Origin of the sequence: Catenulispora pinistramenti (assembly GCF_018274385.1) — a bacterium.
Lineage (GTDB): Bacteria > Actinomycetota > Actinomycetes > Streptomycetales > Catenulisporaceae > Catenulispora > Catenulispora pinistramenti.
The window spans coordinates 15,069-30,464 of record NZ_JAAFYZ010000012.1 but is presented as its reverse complement, the minus strand read 5'-3'; the positions used below and the strand labels follow the sequence as shown (position 1 = coordinate 30,464).

Sequence of the window (15,396 nt, the reverse complement as noted above, 5' to 3'; positions counted from 1 at the left end):
CATTCGCTCACATGGCCTACTCTCATCGCTGCGGCATGCCGTAGCCGGGGACATGCCTGGTCTGCGGGCTCAGGGGAGGTGCCCGGTAGGCGGGTGCAGGCCGCGCTGACGACAGGCCAAGGAGCCACCCATGTCTGACTCTTCCGCGCGCCGGCCGCTGGCGCTGACCGCGACGATAGCCACCTCGGTGGCTGCCGCGGCCTCGATGTTCGCCCCGGCGGCGCACGCCACCACGGCGAGCCCGAACGGGACCGCGAACCTGACCTTGTCCGGCAACTGGGGCGGGACCGCCGGCGGCACCGCGAACGTCGGCGGGACCAAGTACGCGGTCAGCAGCGCCCCGAAGGCCACCGACCTGGCCTGGTCGCCGACCGGGGCCCGGGCGGCCTGGATCGACCAGACCGACGGCGCGGTCATGGCCGGCGTCCCCGGCGGGGCCGCGCAGATGATCGCCCCGGCGGCGCCGAACGGCACCACCCGCAGCCACCCGGCGTGGATCGACGGCGGGTCGCAGGTGGTCTGGTCGGAGAAGTCCGCGGGCGCCAACGGCGGCTTCGCCGTGCTGAAGGCGGCCTACGGCGACGGCCTGCAGACCGACAGCAGCGGCGGACCCGCGGTCCGCCAGCTCCTGGCGGTCCCGAACGCGGACCTGGTCCACCCCGACGCCGTCGGCGCGACCCTGGTCTTCGAGCAGGACCCGGCCGGGCAGGCGTCGCTGATCCGCGGCTGGGACCTGTCGGCGGCCGGAACCTCGCCGTACACCATCGCCACGGGCTGGGGCCCGTCGCTGTCGCCGAACGGCGCCACGGTCGCCTTCGTCAACAGCACCACCGCCCCCAACACCCAGCCGTCGACGAACCTCTTCACCGTGCCCAGCGCCACCGCGGCGACCCCGGCCGCCCCGCACCAGGTGACCGGGCGCACCGGAGGCGGACCGGTCCTGCAGAACGCGGTCTGGACGCCGGACGGCGGCAGCCTGGTGTTCCAGTACGGCTCCCCCGGCAGCTGGGACACGATGTCCGTCCCGGCCAACGCGGCCGCGACCACCACCTTCACCCCGATCGTCGCCGGTGCCAAGAGCGCCGGCGAGCCGGCGTTCCAGCCGAACGTCAAGGACCACGTGATCCGGCTGGCCGGCACCGACCGGCTGGGCACCGCGATCAAGGCCTCCCAGTCGGCGTGGGCGGCCCCCGGCGCCGCGGGCCCGCACGCGAACGCGGTGGTGCTGTCCCGCTCCGACCAGTTCGCCGACGCCCTGGGCGGTTCGGCGCTGGCGGCGAAGGTCGGCGGACCGCTGCTGCTGACCCAGACCGCCGGCCTGAACGGCGCGGTCCAGGCCGAGATCCAGCGGGTGCTGGGCCGCGGCGACGGCACCAAGACCGTCTACGTGCTCGGCGGCGTCAAGGCGCTCTCCCCGGCCGTGGCGAACGCTCTGACCGCCCTGCACTACAAGGTGCAGCGGGTCGGCGGCGACGACCGGTTCTCGACCGCCGTCGACATCGCGAACACCATCACCGGCGGTGCCGCCCCCGACTACGTCCTGGTGGCCACCGGCGAGGGCTACGCCGACCCGCTGTCCGCGGGCGCGGCGGCCGGTGCGATCAACGCGCACCAGGGCAAGAACGCGGTCGTGCTGCTCACCGACGACAAGGTGATGCCGAAGGCGACGACCGACTACCTGGCGCCGCTGCTGGCCCGCACCAACCTGAACGCGGACCACTCCAAGCCGGCGAACTTCATCGAGCTGGACAGCATCGGCGGGCAGGCCACCACGGCGCTGGGGTCGCACTGGATCCCGGCCGGGTACCAGGCCGGCTCGTTCCTCGGCCTGTCGGGCCTGGACCGGTATGAGACCTCGTACTTCGTCGCCCGGTACTTCTTCGGCGGGGCCGACGCCGCCGGGCTGGCCACCGGTATGAACTGGGCCGACGCCCTGTCCGGCGGCGCCGAGATGGGCCAGCTGGACGGCCCGCTGATGCTGGTGAACCCGAAGACCGGGGTCACCCCGGAGGTCGCCCAGTGGCTGAACCAGAACAACGGCCAGTTCACGACGGTCGGCATCTTCGGTGGAACGGCCGCGGTGCCCGGAAGCGTCGATAAGGCGGTGGGCGGTTTGATCGCCGGAGCCGGCGGGGTGGACTATCCGTCGAATCCGGCGGTCTGAGGCCTCCTAGGGCCGCAACAAGCCGATGTCAGCGGCGCGGGCTCGTTCGAGCCCGCGCCGTTTGCTTCGCACAACCAAGGGTGGGGTGTAAGTCAGGTGTCTGCGTTGTTCCATCGGTGGCCCAAACGGGTCACCGCGGCGGTCTGTGCGGCCGCATTGGCCATGGCGGGACTGGCCGCCTGGCTGCTCACCGCGACCGCGAGCCCGCCGGTGCCGCAGGCGGTGCCCAGCACCGTCTACTCCGGCGCCGGCTTCGATCCGTGCTGGGCTCCTGACAACGCCTCGATGGACGCCTGGCTGCAGTCGCCCTATCGCGCGGTCGGCATCTATCTCGGGGGTCTGCGGTACGCGCCGGGCTGCAAGCCGCAGAACACCGCGAACCTGACCAAGCAATGGGTGGGCCGCCAGGCCGCGAACGGCTGGCGCTTCCTGCCGCTGTATGTGGGAAGCCAGGCGGAGTACAAAGACGCGAGCGGCAACTACCAGAGCGACTTCACCACGCTCAACACGGGCAGCGCCTTCGCGCTCGGCTCGGCCGAGGCCGACGACGCCGCGAATCTGGCGCGGGGCCTCGGTTTCCCGCCGGCGTCAGTGCTCTATGACGACATGGAGAACTACGACTCCACCTACACCCAGCTGGTCATCGCCTACTCGCAGGGCTGGACGCAGGAACTGCACCGCAACGGCTTCCGCGCGGGGTGGTACTCCAGCTCCAGCACCGGCATCAAGGACCAGTCGGCGGCCTACGGCGCCAGTTCCCCGGACGTCATCGACATCGCGGCCTGGGACAACACCAACACCACCGACGACCCCAACGTGAAGCCGTCCCAGTGGGCGAACCACCAGCGGGTGCACCAGACGCAGGGCGGCCACGACGAGAGCTACGGCGGCGTCACCCTGAACATCGACACCGACTGGTTCGACGTCGGCCAGGCCAGCCGGGGCACGGTCGAGCGGCTGGCCGGGTTCGACCGGGACATCACCGCGGTACTGGCCAGCGTGCGCACCTTCGACTGCCACGGCTGTGCCACGCCCGGCCGGGACCAGGCCAAGGCCGCGGTCCTGAGCCGGGACGACACCTTCGCCGACGCGCTCGGCGGCTCGGCGCTGGCCGCCCAGGCCGACGGTCCGCTGCTGCTGACCGGGACCAAGGCGATGAACCCGAGCACGATGAAGGAGCTCCACAGGATCCTGACACCGGGCTCGACGGTGTATCTGCTCGGCGGGACGCAGGCGTTGTCCCCGGCCGTGCAGAACGCCATCGCCGCCAACGGATTCGTCCCGCGCCGGATCGCCGGCTACGACCGGTTCGGCACGGCCGTGAGCATCGCGCACGCCATCTCGCCCGACGGTCCGCCCTCCAGCGTCCTGGTGGCCACCGGCACCGACTTCCCCGACGCCCTGGCGGCCGGGGCGGCGGCCGGTGCGCTCGGCATCAGCGCGCAGACCGTCGTCCCTGGTGCGCCGGCCCCGCAGCCCGGTGACATCTCGCACGACGGCGCCGTGGTGGTCCTGAGCAACGGCTCGAGCCTTCCGCAGGCCACCCGGGACTACCTGGACGGCCTGGACCCGAACACCACCAAGATGTACGGCATCGGCGGCAAGGCCGTGACCGCGGTGCACACCGCGTTCCCGTCCTGGCAGAACGGGCAGGACTTCATCCCGCTGTTCGGCGCGGACCGCTACGGCACCGCGGCGGCGGTCGCCGGCCGGTTCTCGTACCTGCCGACCTCGGTGGTCGTCGCCTCCGGCGCCAACTGGCCGGACGCGCTCTCCGGCGGCGCGATGGCCGCGCACCGCGGCGTGCCGCTCCTGCTGACCGACCCGAAGGTGCTCCCCGGGCCGACCGGCTACTACCTCGGCGGCAAGAACAGCCCGATCACCACCGCGACCCTGGTCGGCGGCACGGCGGCGATCTCGCCGGCCGCGGCGACGGCGCTGGGCAACAGCTTCAGCTATCCGGGGCAGTGGGACCTGGTGACCGTCCACTGACCAGCGGCCTGACAAAACCGCAGGTCTGAGCGCCGCGGAAAGAAAGTTCAGAGAAACCGAGCGGGCCGTGTCGAATGCGACGCGGCCCGCTCGACGCTTTCCTGAAGACAGTCCGAAGCGTCCAAAGAGGAGTCACCGATGAGCACGGTCACCGCCAACATGTCCATGTCCCTCGACGGTTTCGTCAACCACCCCACCGACGGCGTCGACACGCTGTTCCGCTGGTACAGCCGGGGTGAGGTGGTCACCGGGACCGACGGCGACCACGACTGGGAGTTCAAGACCGACGCCAGCGAAGCGCAGGACCTGCAAGGCGCCAAGGACTCGATCGGCGCCATCGTCTACGGCCGCCGGTCCTTCGACGCGGCCGAGGGCTGGCACGGCACCCACCCGCTCGGCGTACCGGTGGTGGTGCTGACCCACAGCGCCCCGCGGGACTGGGAGTACGCGGGCCGCTCGGTCCACTTCGTCACCGAGGGCGGGATCGCCGCCGCGATCGCCAGGGGCCGCGAGCTCGGCGGCGGGCGGACCGTGGTCATCGGTAGCGCAGACCTGACCCAGCAGGCGCTGAACGAGGGCCTGCTGGACGAGCTGACCGTGGACCTGGTGGCCGCGATGCTCGGCGCGGGCACACGGTTCTTCGACAACCTGAAAGGTGCCCCGTACGAGCTGGAGCAGACGTCGGTGCGCCCCGGCAACGGCGTGACGCACCTGGCCTACCGGGTGGTCAAGCCCTGACGCGGCTCAAGCGCCGATCTCCGAGGCCGGCGCGCCGCTCGGCGAGGCGTCCGTGGGCCGAGCCCCGATTCCCGCAACGGGCTCGGCCTGCTCCGTCGGGGTCCCCTCGTTCTCCGCCTTGAACACCCAGCGCTTGTACAGCCGGAAGTTGTACAGCGTGATGACCAGCGTGGACAGCGGCTTGGCGATCAGGTAGTTCACGCCGATCCCGGTCAGCGAGTACATCAGCACCTGGGTGACGCCCAGGTTCATGGCGACCAGCAGCGCGAAGCGCACGGTCTGCTTGCGCACCGCGCCCTCGCGCGCGCCGTGCTCGGCGAACGTCAGCATCCGGTTGATGGAGAAGTTGACGCCGAACGAGATCAGGTACGCCAGTCCCGTGGCCAGCCACAGCGGGAACTTCGCCAGGCCGTGCGTCAGGTACAGCACGACCTCCTCGGTCACCAGCGCCGAGCCGCCGCTGAAGGCGTAGCGGACGTAGGTGTTCTTCGCCAGGGTCCTGATGAGCCCCATCACGACAGCACATCCTGGGGAACCGACTCACCGGCGCCCTCGCCCGCAGCGGGCGTGGCCGCGCTCTGCAGGGCCGAGCGACGCCGCTGGAACCACCAGACGCCGCCCAGGGCCAGCAGACCCACGGTGCTGCCGCCGATACCCGCGTAGAGCCCCGGCGGGGAGAAGGACATCGAGATCCGGTGGTTGCCGGCCGGGACCGGGACGCCCGTGAAGGAGCCGAGCAGTTCGGTGGTCTTCACCGACTTGCCGTCGACCGTGACCGACCAGCCCGGGATGGTCGGGACCGACAGGAACACGGTCGCAGCGCTGTCGCCGGTGGTCGTGGCCGCGATGCCGGTGCTGTTCCAGTGCACGTCGGTCACGCCGCCGCTGCGCAGCTGCGCCAGCTTCGCGTCCACGGCCGTCGGATCCAGGCCGCGGATCGGGTTGGCGGGGACCTTGTAGGTGTTCCCGTACGGCAGCGCGTCGCTGAGCATCGTCACCGTGAAGCTGCCGGACTGGACGCTGCCGAGGTCCTGGAAGCCGTTGTCGAAGCCGCCGGGGTAGGCGATGTTCGTCTTGTCCTTCGAGGGGTCCGAGAGGTTCAGCGGGGCCGGCCGGTCCGAGCTGTCGAGCCGGGCGTAGGACAGGCCGGTCGGCATGGCGTTCGGTGCGTACAGGTAGACCTGGCGCGGGCCCGAGGCCTGGCACTGCCACACGATCTTGTCGCTGTAGAGCTTCTTGTCGGCGCGGGCCTTGGCCGGGATCTTGATCGAGACGGTGCCGTCGCCGCCGGGCGTGGCCGTCACCCCCGGGCTGGCGGTGATGGTCGGGCTGCCGCACATCGACTGGAACGCGCCGGGCATACCGAACGCCTGCTCCTGCGCGGCGAACGGCGAGTTCTGCGGCAGCGGCGCCGTGAAGTCCGTCAGGTCCGAGCCGGTGAGCCGGAAGCCGACCGGCAACGTGCTGTTGATCTTGTAGACCGTGGTGACGTCCGGCGTCACCGTCTTGCCCGGCTTGGCCGGGGCGGTGTTGTCGTACGTCTTCTGCAGCGTCGAGTCGAGGCGGTCGATGGTGCCGTCGGTCGTCTCGCGCGTGGTGCCGACCAGGTACTGGTAGCCCAGCAGCGCGTCGGTGAACAGCGTGGCGCCGGTGTGCGCGGACCAGACGTCGGCTTCGTGGTGCGCGAAGCCCAGGTCCTGCATCGTCTCGTGCAGCTTGCCGGAGGACAGCGAGGAGAAGTGGGTGAAGCCGAAGTTGCCGTAGCGCAGGCTGTCGTTGGTGCTGCGCAGGTTCTGGTCGTAGCCCTCGGCCCGGAAGAACTGGTCGTTGGTCGGCTGGAGCGAGGACAGCGCGGTCCCGTAGGACGTCGTGGGCGAGCTGTACCAGTTGGACCAGGTCGCCGAGCTGTTGCTGGAGCCCAGCTTGCCGATCGACTTCTGACCGATCAGTTCGGCCGAGCCGGAGGCGTCCACGGCCAGCACCGCCACGGCGACCACGGCGGCGGCCTTCGGGGTGGCCAGCCGCTTGGGCATCCAGGCCAGGCGCTTGGACAGCGGCTCGTCGGCCGGCCGCACCCGCAGGTACAGCGCGAAGGCCAGCAACGCGGTACCGCCGACCAGGATCAGCGTGTCGAACTGCGCCACCTGCGGCCGGATGATCCACGGGTACTCCTGGCGGCCCCAGTAGAGGACCACGAACCAGAAGACCGCGCTGACGCCGAGCCACTTGATCTGCTTCACCGAGTCGACGCCGACCCAGGCGCGGAACGCGAGGAAGGTCAGCAGCGCGGTGATCAGGAACGCGAACCGCCAGGGGAAGGCGTTCGGCATCTGGCCGCCGTGCATCACGAGGTACAGCGGCTTGACTTCCGTCGCCAGGAGGAGGAACGCCAGTATGACGCCGAAGGCGATCCGCTCGGCCCGCTTGATGCTCTTCACCATGAAGAACAGCGGCACCAGCACCAGCACCAGCGTCGCGGCCCCGACACTGGGCGTGGCCTGGTTGACGTCCGCGGCGCCGCCCAGGAACCGCACGAGCACCGCCAGGAGCGAGATCGGCGGTTCGGCGCCCGAGGAGACGGCGTGCAGCTTGGTCTTCTGGGTCAGGCCGCCGAGATACGTCGGCAGGATGAACGCGGCGGCCAACAGACCGCCGATCACCCCGGCCAGGACGAACTTCCCCGCGGTGCGCAGGAAGTCGGCACGCTCGAAACGCTCCCGCACCCCGACGTAGCGGGCCAGCGCGTACATACAGACGAACACGACGATCATCGCGCCGGTGTAGAAGTCGATGATCAGGTTCAGCCCGACGGCGATGGCCAGCGAGGTGATCCGGCCCTTGGTCAGCAGCCGTTCCACGCCGAGCAGTGCCCAGGGCAGCAGATACAGCGCGTCCAGCCACATGATATTGAAGGCGTAGATCAGCGACCAGGCACCCAGGGCATAGGACGTGGACAGCGCCACGATCACGGCCTTGTTCACCGCCGAGCTGTGCCCCCGGTCCAGCTCGCCCCGGAACTTGCGCAGGAACAGCGCCATCCCGAGCCCGGCCGCACCGAGCTTCAGCACCGTGGCGAACGCGATCATTATCGGCAGCCGGTGGTCCGAGGCGAACAGCGTCAGCAGACCGAACGGGCTGGTCAGGTAGTAGGCGACGATCGGCCAGAAGTTCATGCCGCCGTCGGCGCGCCAGGTGAACAGCAGCGAGCCGTGCCCGGTGAGCGCCTGGTCGAAGTACGAGTAGAACTGCGCGTACTGGTTGTTCAGGTCGCTCATGAACACCGTGTACGAGCCGTGCGGGTCGAACGGATAGATCCCGCGGGAGGCGAGTATCCCGGCGTAGAGCACCGACGGGACCACGAAGGCCAGGACCAGGTACAGATGGCGACGGATGGCGGCGGGCCGCGGGAGCAGACTGCGCGCGGACCGGCGCGGACGGGCGCCGGTCGTACCGGAGTCGGTCGTGGTCACTGGATTCCGTTCAGCTCACGCGCCCCGGGGACGCCGTTGACCGGGTCGCTCTGGTCCACCGGCGGCTGCTCCGGGGTCCCGGCCGCGGCCGCCGGGTTCCGCACCGGCGTCGGCGCCGAACGGTGGTCGCCGGAGATCGCCAGGAAGTCGCTCTGGTGCCGCAGCGGACCGGACTCGGTCTCCTTGACCAGGTAGTGCGGCCGTTGCTTGGACTCGTAGTAAATACGGCCCACGTACTCGCCGATCACGCCGACCGTGAACATCTGCAGGCCGCCGATGCCGACGATGGCCGCGATCGTGGTCACGTAACCGGGGGTGGTGTCGCCGCTCACCATCGTCCGCACGATGAGCCACATCATGTAGGCGAAGGAGATGCTGAAGAACAGGAAGCCCAGGTAGATCGCCATCCGCAGCGGCTTGTTGTTGAACGACAGCAGCGAGTCCACGCCGTAGTCCAGCAACCGCCGGAAGGACCACTTGGTCTCCCCGGCCTCGCGCACCGCGTTGCGGTAGTTGAAGGTGACCGAGTCGAAGCCGATCCAGGCGAACAGACCCTTGGAGAAGCGGTTGTACTCCGGCATCTCCAGCAGGGCATCCACCGCACGCCGGGACAGCAGCCGGAAGTCGCCGACCCCGTCCACCAGCTCGACGTCGACCAGCCGGTTGATCAGCTTGTAGTAGGTCTTGGAGACCAGGCTCCTGAACTTCTTGTCGCCCTCCCGGTCCCGCTGCGCGATGACCTGGTCGAAACCCTGCTTGTGCAGGTCGACCATGCGGCCCAGCAGCGCCGGCGGGTGCTGCAGGTCGGCGTCCAGGATGATCACCGCGTCCCCGCTGGCCCGTTTCAGGCCGGCCAGGATCGCGGACTCCTTGCCGAAGTTGCGGCTCAGCGAGACGTACTTGGCCTCGGGGTCCTGCCCCGCGATCTTCTTCAGCAGCTCAAGGGTGCCGTCGCGGGAGCCGTCGTCGACGAAGACCAGCTCGACCTCTTCCGCTATCCCCGCGGTCTCCTCCCGGACTACCTCGTGGAACCTCGCCAAAACCGCTTCTTCGTTGAAGCACGGGACGACCAGGGATAGACGCATGGGTTCTCCGGTTATGGACGTGGACTGCGGGGCCAGGCTACCCGAGCACGCCGCGACGGACGGCATTACCGGTGAGGACGCGTCCGCGGTGATAGTCGGTTGCCGCAGTAACGCAGCGCCGAACCGGCCGATGCTCAGCGGATTGTAACGAGTCGGTAACGCTGCTCAACCGTTCCACCGGCGCCGCGTCGTACGGGGTGACAGGGTTCTGAAGAACCCGCGTGCCCAGGGGAGAAGCACATGCGTAGCTCGTCGTTCAGAAAGTCCTTGGCGGCCACGGCCGTCCTCGCCAGCTCCGTCGCCAGCATCGTCGGGTTCGGCGCCGCGGCCCACGCCACCTACCAGGGACCGGCGAACTCGCCGCTGACCCTGGACATGGGGTCCTTCGCCCCCGACGGCAGCCGGTACGTCTACGCCGACGGCAGCGGCGCGATCATCACGCACAACACCCCCGGCGGCGCGCCGCTGGTCGTCGACCCGGCCAAGCCCGGGGTGTCGCGCTCGCACCCGACCTTCTTCGACAACGGCGCGGCCATCGTGTTCTCCGAGACGGTGAACGGCGTCTCGAAGCTGGCGGCGATCCCGACCTACACCCCGGCCGGCGACCCGGTGAAGGAGACCGACCCGCTGAGCTTCCTGGCCTCGAAGATGCCCGAGGGCACCGAGACCGCGCCCGACTCCGACGGGCAGGACCTGGTCTTCCAGCACCACAACGCCACCACCGATCAGGACGAGATCTGGGTCCAGGACTCCTTCGGCCGCGGCAGCGGCGGGCCGATCCTGGCCGCCACGGACGGCACTTGGCCGACCATCTCCCCCGACGGCAAGACGATCGCCTTCGACCGGAAGGACTCCGCCGGCCACGAGCAGATCTGGACCGTCGCGTGGAACGGCCAGGACAGCCAGACCCCGGCGGGCACTCCGAAGCAGATCACCAACGACGCCCGCGACCACCTCTTCCCGGCCTTCTCCCCGGACGGCACCCGGATCGCGTACGAGGGACGCACCGCCACCAACGGCGTCCCGGACGACGTGGAGTCCATCGCCGCCAACGGGGGCGGGCAGCGCCAGGAGTCGAGCAAGCCCGGCCTGCCGGACTACCAGCCGCTGAACAAGGACACGATCACCCGGCTGGCCGGCGCCGACCGGATCGGTACCGCGGTCGCCACCTCGCAAGCCAAGTGGCCGGCCGCGGCCAAGGCCGGCAACGGGACCGCGGCCTCCTCGGTGGTGCTCAGCCGCGACGACCAGTTCGCCGACGCGCTCGGCGGCAGCACGCTGGCCGTCACCGGCAACGGGCCCCTGCTGCTCACTCCGACCAACAGCCTGGACAGCTCGGTGAAGGCCGAGATCGCCCGGGTGCTCGGCTCGGCGAGCAGCAGCAAGACCGTGTATGTGCTGGGCGGGGAGCAAGCGCTGTCCCCGGCGGTGTACAACGCCGTGAAGAGCATGGGCTACACGGTCAAGCGGATCGCCGGACCGGACCGCTACGCGACCTCGGTGGCCATCGCCGAGACGGTCAGCGGGCTTGTCGGCGGCTCGGGCTGGACCCAGCCGGACCGGGTCCTGGTCGCCACCGGGAACAACGCTCCCGACGCGCTGTCGGCCGGTGCCGCGGCGGAGGCCATTCCGGGCGGCACCCCCGGCGCCGGCGTGGTGGTCCTGACCGACGACAAGAAGATGCCGGCCTCCACGGCCGCGTACCTGGCACAGGTCCAGGCTCACGACAAGACGGATTACCAGGCTCCGGTGTACGGCGTCGGCGGGCAGGGGGACGCCGCGCTCACCAGCGTCGGCATCCAGCACACCGCCCTGGTCGGGGCGACCCGGTATGACACTTCCTACCTTGTCGCGAAGACCTTCTTCGACAGCTGGAGCGGCGCGTGGGGCATGAGCCCCGCCGCGGTCGGCTTCGCCACCGGTCTGACCTGGCCGGACGCCCTGTCGGGCGGTGCCTTCATGGGCCAGAACCGCGGCCCGCTGCTGCTGGTGGACCCGGTCAGCGGGATCTCCCCGGTGGAGCAGCAGTGGCTGGCGGGCTGGGCCCCGTACGCCAACAACGCCTACATCTTCGGCGGGACCAAGGCGGTCGACCAGTTCGCTCAGGACAACTACGCCACGCTGATCGGCGGCCAGCTCGCCGGGATGAACACCAAGTACAACCCGAAGGCCTGATCAGCACCGCTCGGCCAGACACCGCACGAATAGACACCGCACGAACAGCACAGCGAAACACAGCTACACCGCACACAGCGAAGCCCCGCAGACACCAGGGGGGTCTGCGGGGCTTCCGCATGTCCGGCTACGGCCCGGCTACCGGCGAACCGCTAGTGGAACCGTCGCAGGCGCAGGCTGTTGCTCACCACGAAGACCGACGAGAAGGCCATCGCGGCCCCGGCGATCATCGGGTTCAGCAGGCCGGCGGCGGCCAGGGGCAGGGCCGCGACGTTGTAGCCGAAGGCCCAGAACAGGTTGCCCTTGATGGTGCGCAGGGTGCGGCGGGACAGGCGGATCGCGGTGGCGGCGGTGCGCAGGTCGCCGCCGACCAGGGTCAGGTCGCCGGCCTCGATCGCGGCGTCGGTGCCGGTGCCCAGGGCCAGGCCCAGGTCGGCCTGGGCCAGGGCGGCCGCGTCGTTGACGCCGTCGCCGACCATGGCCACCACCCGGCCGGCGGCCTGGAGGCGCTTGACGGCCTCGACCTTGCCCACCGGCAGGACCTCGGCCAGCACCTCGTCGATGCCGACCTCGGCGGCCACCGCGCGGGCCACGGTCTCGTTGTCGCCGGTGAGCAGGACCGGGGTCAGGCCCAGGGCCCGCAGCTCGCGGATCGCCTCGGCGCTGGTCGGCTTCACCGCGTCGGCCACCGACAGCACCGCGCGGGCCCGGCCGTCCCAGCCGACCGCGATCGCGGTGCCCCCCGCCGCCTCGGCCTCGGCCTTGGCCGCGGCCAGTTCCGGGGACAGGTGCTGGGCCCACTCGGCGAGCAGCTTCTCCCGGCCGACGACCACCGCGTGCCCGTCCACCACGCCCTGCACGCCCAGGCCCTCGACGTTCTCGAAGCCCTCGACCTCGGGCAGCGCGCCGGTCCGCTCGGCCGCGGCGGCCGCGACCGCCTTGGCGATCGGGTGCTCGCTGGCGTGCTCCAGCGCCCCGGCCAGCCGCAGCGCCTCGGACTCGGACTCGCCCTCGGCGACCGCCACGCCGACCAGCGCCATGGCGCCGGTGGTGACGGTGCCGGTCTTGTCCAGCACGATGGTGTCCACCTTGCGGGTGTTCTCCAGCACCTCCGGGCCCTTGATCAGGACGCCGAGCTGCGCACCGCGGCCGGTGCCGACCATCAGCGCGGTCGGGGTGGCCAGGCCCAGGGCGCAGGGGCAGGCGATGATCAGGACGCTGACCGCGGCGGCGAACGCGGTCGCGACGCCGCCGGAACCGAGCAGCAGCCAGAAGGCGAGGGTGGCCAGGGACAGCAGGATGACCGTCGGGACGAAGACCGCGGAGATCTTGTCCGCCAGCCGCTGGGCCGCGGCCTTGCCGTTCTGCGCCTCCTCGACCAGCTTGGCCATCCGGGACAGCTGGGTGTCGGCGCCGACCCGGGTGGCCCGCACCACCAGCCGGCCGGCGGTGTTCACGGTCGCGCCGGTGACGGCGTCACCGGGGGCGACGTCCACCGGGACCGACTCACCGGTGAGCATCGAGGCGTCGACCGCCGAGCGGCCCTCCTCGACCACCCCGTCGGTGGCCACCAACTCCGCGGGCCGCACCACGAACCGGTCCCCGACGGCCAGGCCGCCGATCGGGATCCGCACCTCGACGCCGTCGCGCAGCACCGCGACGTCCTTCGCGCCCAGCGTCATCAGGGCCCGCAGAGCCGCGCCGGAGCGCCGCTTCGCCTTGTGCTCGAAGTACCGCCCGGCCAGGATGAACGCGGTCACGCCCGAGGCCGCCTCCAGGTAGATCGACCCGGAGCCGTCGGTGCGGGAGACGGCGAAGTCGAAGCCGTGCTTCATCCCCGGCATCCCGGCGTCGCCGAAGAACAGTGCCCACAGCGACCAGAGGAAGGCCGCTGAGACGCCGACCGACACCAGGGTGTCCATGGTCGCCGCGCGGTGCCGCAGATTGGTCCACGCGGCCTTGTGGAACGGCCAGGCGGCGTAGGTGACCACCGGGGCGGACAGCGTCAGCGAGGCCCACTGCCAGTTCCGGAACTGCAGGGCCGGGATCATCGCCATCAGCACCACCGGCACGGACAACACGACCGCGGTGGTCAGGCGCTGCCGCAGCGCGTCGGCCCGGCGCTCGTCCTGCAGCTCGGCGACGCTCTTGGCGGGCTCGCCGTCCTCGGCGACCGGCCCGGCGGGCGCCGGCGGCTCGGGCAGCGCGGCGGTGTAGCCGGCCGCCTCGACCACGGCGACCAGGTCCGCGGGCTGGTAGTCGGCCGGGAAGCTGACCTTGGCCTTCTCGGTGGCGTAGTTCACGGTAGCGCTGACGCCGTCCAGCTTGTTCAACTTGCGTTCGATCCGTGAGGCGCAGGACGCGCAGGTCATGCCGCCGATGGCCAACTCGACATCGTTGAGGGGGCCGGACTCGGCCGGCACCTCCAAGGTGGTCTCCGCCATCGCTGCCTCCGCTTCACAGACGGGCTTCAGTCTCTCATCGTCGGTAACACTATACCCCCTAGGGGTATTTCGCCAGCGGCCGGTCAGCTGATCCGACGATTGGGCCGCCGGGGTCGCCTTGGGTGATCGTTTGCGTAACAGCGGGTAGGCGGGTCGTCATGCGTCTGTTCCGTCTCGCCGCCCTGACCGCCGTCCTGACCCTGAGCTGCGGTGATGCGGCCTACGCCGCGGTCGGGCCGCTGTCCGGGGTCAAGACGGTGAGCTTCGCGGGGAGCACGGTCGAGGTCCCGGTGAGCTGGCCGGTCCACGATCTGGCGGCCGAGCCGCATACCTGTATCCGGTATGACCGGCACGCGGTGTACCTCGGCGATCCGGGGTCGGACCAGAACTGCCCGGCCGCCGCCGTCGGCCGCACGGACACCGTGCGGATCGCCTCGGACGGCAAGGTGACCCGGACCCGGAGCTACAAGAGCCCCGCCGACTACGCCGACGAGCAGCCCGAGACCGCGCCCCGGACCCGCTCCCGCATCCCCGACCGGGCGATCAAGGCCGCCGCGATGTACGACGGGCTGGGCTTCGACACCTGCGCGGCCCCGTCCACGGACGCCATGAAGGCCTGGGCCGGCGCCTCGCCGTACCACGCGGTCGGCATCTACATCGGCGGCATCGACCGCGCCTGCCCGGACGGCAACCTCACTCCGAGCTGGCTCCAGACGGTGGCGAAACAGGGCTGGAAGTTCTTCCCGATCTACGTCGGCCTGCAGGCGCCGTGCTGGAAGGACCCCGGCGGCGGCCACCCGGCGCTGATCGCCCGCAGCCGGCGCTGGACGCAGGGGCAGGAGGCGGCGAACGACGCGGCGAACCGCGCGGCCCACTTCGGCATCGCCCCGGGCAGCCCGATCTACTTCGACATGGAGTACTACCCGCGCAACGACGCCGGCTGCACCCAGGACGTCCAGGCGTTCCTGAGCGCGTGGACCGACCAGTTGCACGCCCGCGGGTTCGTCTCAGGGATCTACAGCAGTTCCCAGGGGGCGATCGCGGACATGGCGCTGGTGTACGACAGCGGGGCGGCCTATCGCGCGGACGTGGCGTGGTACGCGCACTGGGACAAGGTGCCGCGGTTGTTCGGCGACCCGACGCTCAACGACAAGTACTGGCCCGGGCCGCGCCGGATCAAGCAGTACCAGGGCGGCCACAACGAGACCTACGGCGGGAAGCGGCTGAACATCGACCTGAACGTGCTGGACGCGCCGGTCGCGGCATTGGGCTGACCCCGGACGCGGGGTCGGACGCGGCATTGGATCGGCGCTGGACCAGCGCCGGGT

Annotated in this window: 9 protein-coding genes; 5 read left to right on the top strand and 4 right to left on the bottom strand. The window is 70.7% G+C overall.

The genetic code is table 11. The features are described from left to right. Positions 1 to 130: 130 nt before the first annotated feature. From KGQ19_RS05595 to KGQ19_RS05585, 3 genes are all read left to right on the top strand, one after another. Positions 131 to 2,164 carry a cell wall-binding repeat-containing protein gene (locus KGQ19_RS05595; RefSeq protein WP_212007986.1) on the top strand — a complete coding sequence of 678 codons (2,034 nt, stop codon included), beginning with the start codon at positions 131 to 133 and terminating at the stop codon, positions 2,162 to 2,164. 96 nt (positions 2,165 to 2,260) lie between these two features. Further along, entirely contained in the window at positions 2,261 to 4,156 is a 1,896-nt protein-coding gene (locus tag KGQ19_RS05590; protein ID WP_212007985.1) for a glycoside hydrolase domain-containing protein, read from the top strand. A 138-nt stretch (positions 4,157 to 4,294) separates the two neighbouring features. Then, entirely contained in the window at positions 4,295 to 4,894 is a 600-nt protein-coding gene (locus KGQ19_RS05585; RefSeq protein ID WP_212007984.1) for a dihydrofolate reductase family protein, read from the top strand. A gap of 6 nt (positions 4,895 to 4,900) precedes the next feature. Here the strand turns inward: KGQ19_RS05585 and KGQ19_RS05580 are convergent, their stop codons facing one another. From KGQ19_RS05580 to KGQ19_RS05570, 3 genes are read right to left on the bottom strand one after another with little or no spacing between them, the layout of a single operon-like run. Next, on the bottom strand, positions 4,901 to 5,407 hold the full coding sequence (locus tag KGQ19_RS05580) for a GtrA family protein (RefSeq protein WP_212007983.1): 507 nt from the start codon (positions 5,405 to 5,407) through the stop codon (positions 4,901 to 4,903). Then, on the bottom strand, positions 5,407 to 8,364 hold the full coding sequence (locus tag KGQ19_RS05575) for a YfhO family protein (RefSeq protein WP_212007982.1): 2,958 nt from the start codon (positions 8,362 to 8,364) through the stop codon (positions 5,407 to 5,409). Before KGQ19_RS05575 ends, KGQ19_RS05580 begins: the two co-directional genes overlap by 1 nt. Further along, a complete protein-coding gene (locus KGQ19_RS05570) occupies positions 8,361 to 9,449 on the bottom strand; it encodes a glycosyltransferase family 2 protein (RefSeq protein ID WP_212007981.1) in 1,089 nt (362 codons plus the stop codon). Before KGQ19_RS05570 ends, KGQ19_RS05575 begins: the two co-directional genes overlap by 4 nt. Before the next feature lie 240 nt (positions 9,450 to 9,689). Here KGQ19_RS05570 and KGQ19_RS05565 point away from each other — a divergent pair, with 240 nt between their 5' ends. Then, on the top strand, positions 9,690 to 11,624 hold the full coding sequence (locus KGQ19_RS05565) for a cell wall-binding repeat-containing protein (protein WP_212007980.1): 1,935 nt from the start codon (positions 9,690 to 9,692) through the stop codon (positions 11,622 to 11,624). A gap of 152 nt (positions 11,625 to 11,776) precedes the next feature. Here KGQ19_RS05565 and KGQ19_RS05560 read toward each other — a convergent pair whose 3' ends face one another. Beyond that, the gene (locus tag KGQ19_RS05560; protein WP_212007979.1) at positions 11,777 to 14,068 is read right to left on the bottom strand and encodes a heavy metal translocating P-type ATPase; all 2,292 of its coding nucleotides are present in this window, start codon (positions 14,066 to 14,068) and stop codon (positions 11,777 to 11,779) included. A 158-nt stretch (positions 14,069 to 14,226) separates the two neighbouring features. On the opposite strand from KGQ19_RS05560, the gene KGQ19_RS05555 reads away from it, so the two are divergent. Continuing rightward, positions 14,227 to 15,342, top strand: a complete 1,116-nt coding sequence (locus tag KGQ19_RS05555) for a DUF1906 domain-containing protein (RefSeq protein WP_212007978.1) — start codon at positions 14,227 to 14,229, stop codon at positions 15,340 to 15,342. Positions 15,343 to 15,396 lie beyond the last annotated feature (54 nt).

Excerpts from the sequence above, each read along its gene's own strand:
- KGQ19_RS05565 (WP_212007980.1), top strand. The coding sequence starts at position 9,690 with ATGCGTAGCTCGTCGTTCAGAAAGTCCTTGGCGGCCACGGCCGTCCTC.
- KGQ19_RS05570 (WP_212007981.1), bottom strand. The coding sequence starts at position 9,449 with ATGCGTCTATCCCTGGTCGTCCCGTGCTTCAACGAAGAAGCGGTTTTG.
- KGQ19_RS05595 (WP_212007986.1), top strand. The coding sequence starts at position 131 with ATGTCTGACTCTTCCGCGCGCCGGCCGCTGGCGCTGACCGCGACGATA.
- KGQ19_RS05555 (WP_212007978.1), top strand. The coding sequence starts at position 14,227 with ATGCGTCTGTTCCGTCTCGCCGCCCTGACCGCCGTCCTGACCCTGAGC.
- KGQ19_RS05560 (WP_212007979.1), bottom strand. The coding sequence starts at position 14,068 with ATGGCGGAGACCACCTTGGAGGTGCCGGCCGAGTCCGGCCCCCTCAAC.
- KGQ19_RS05580 (WP_212007983.1), bottom strand. The coding sequence starts at position 5,407 with ATGGGGCTCATCAGGACCCTGGCGAAGAACACCTACGTCCGCTACGCC.
- KGQ19_RS05585 (WP_212007984.1), top strand. The coding sequence starts at position 4,295 with ATGAGCACGGTCACCGCCAACATGTCCATGTCCCTCGACGGTTTCGTC.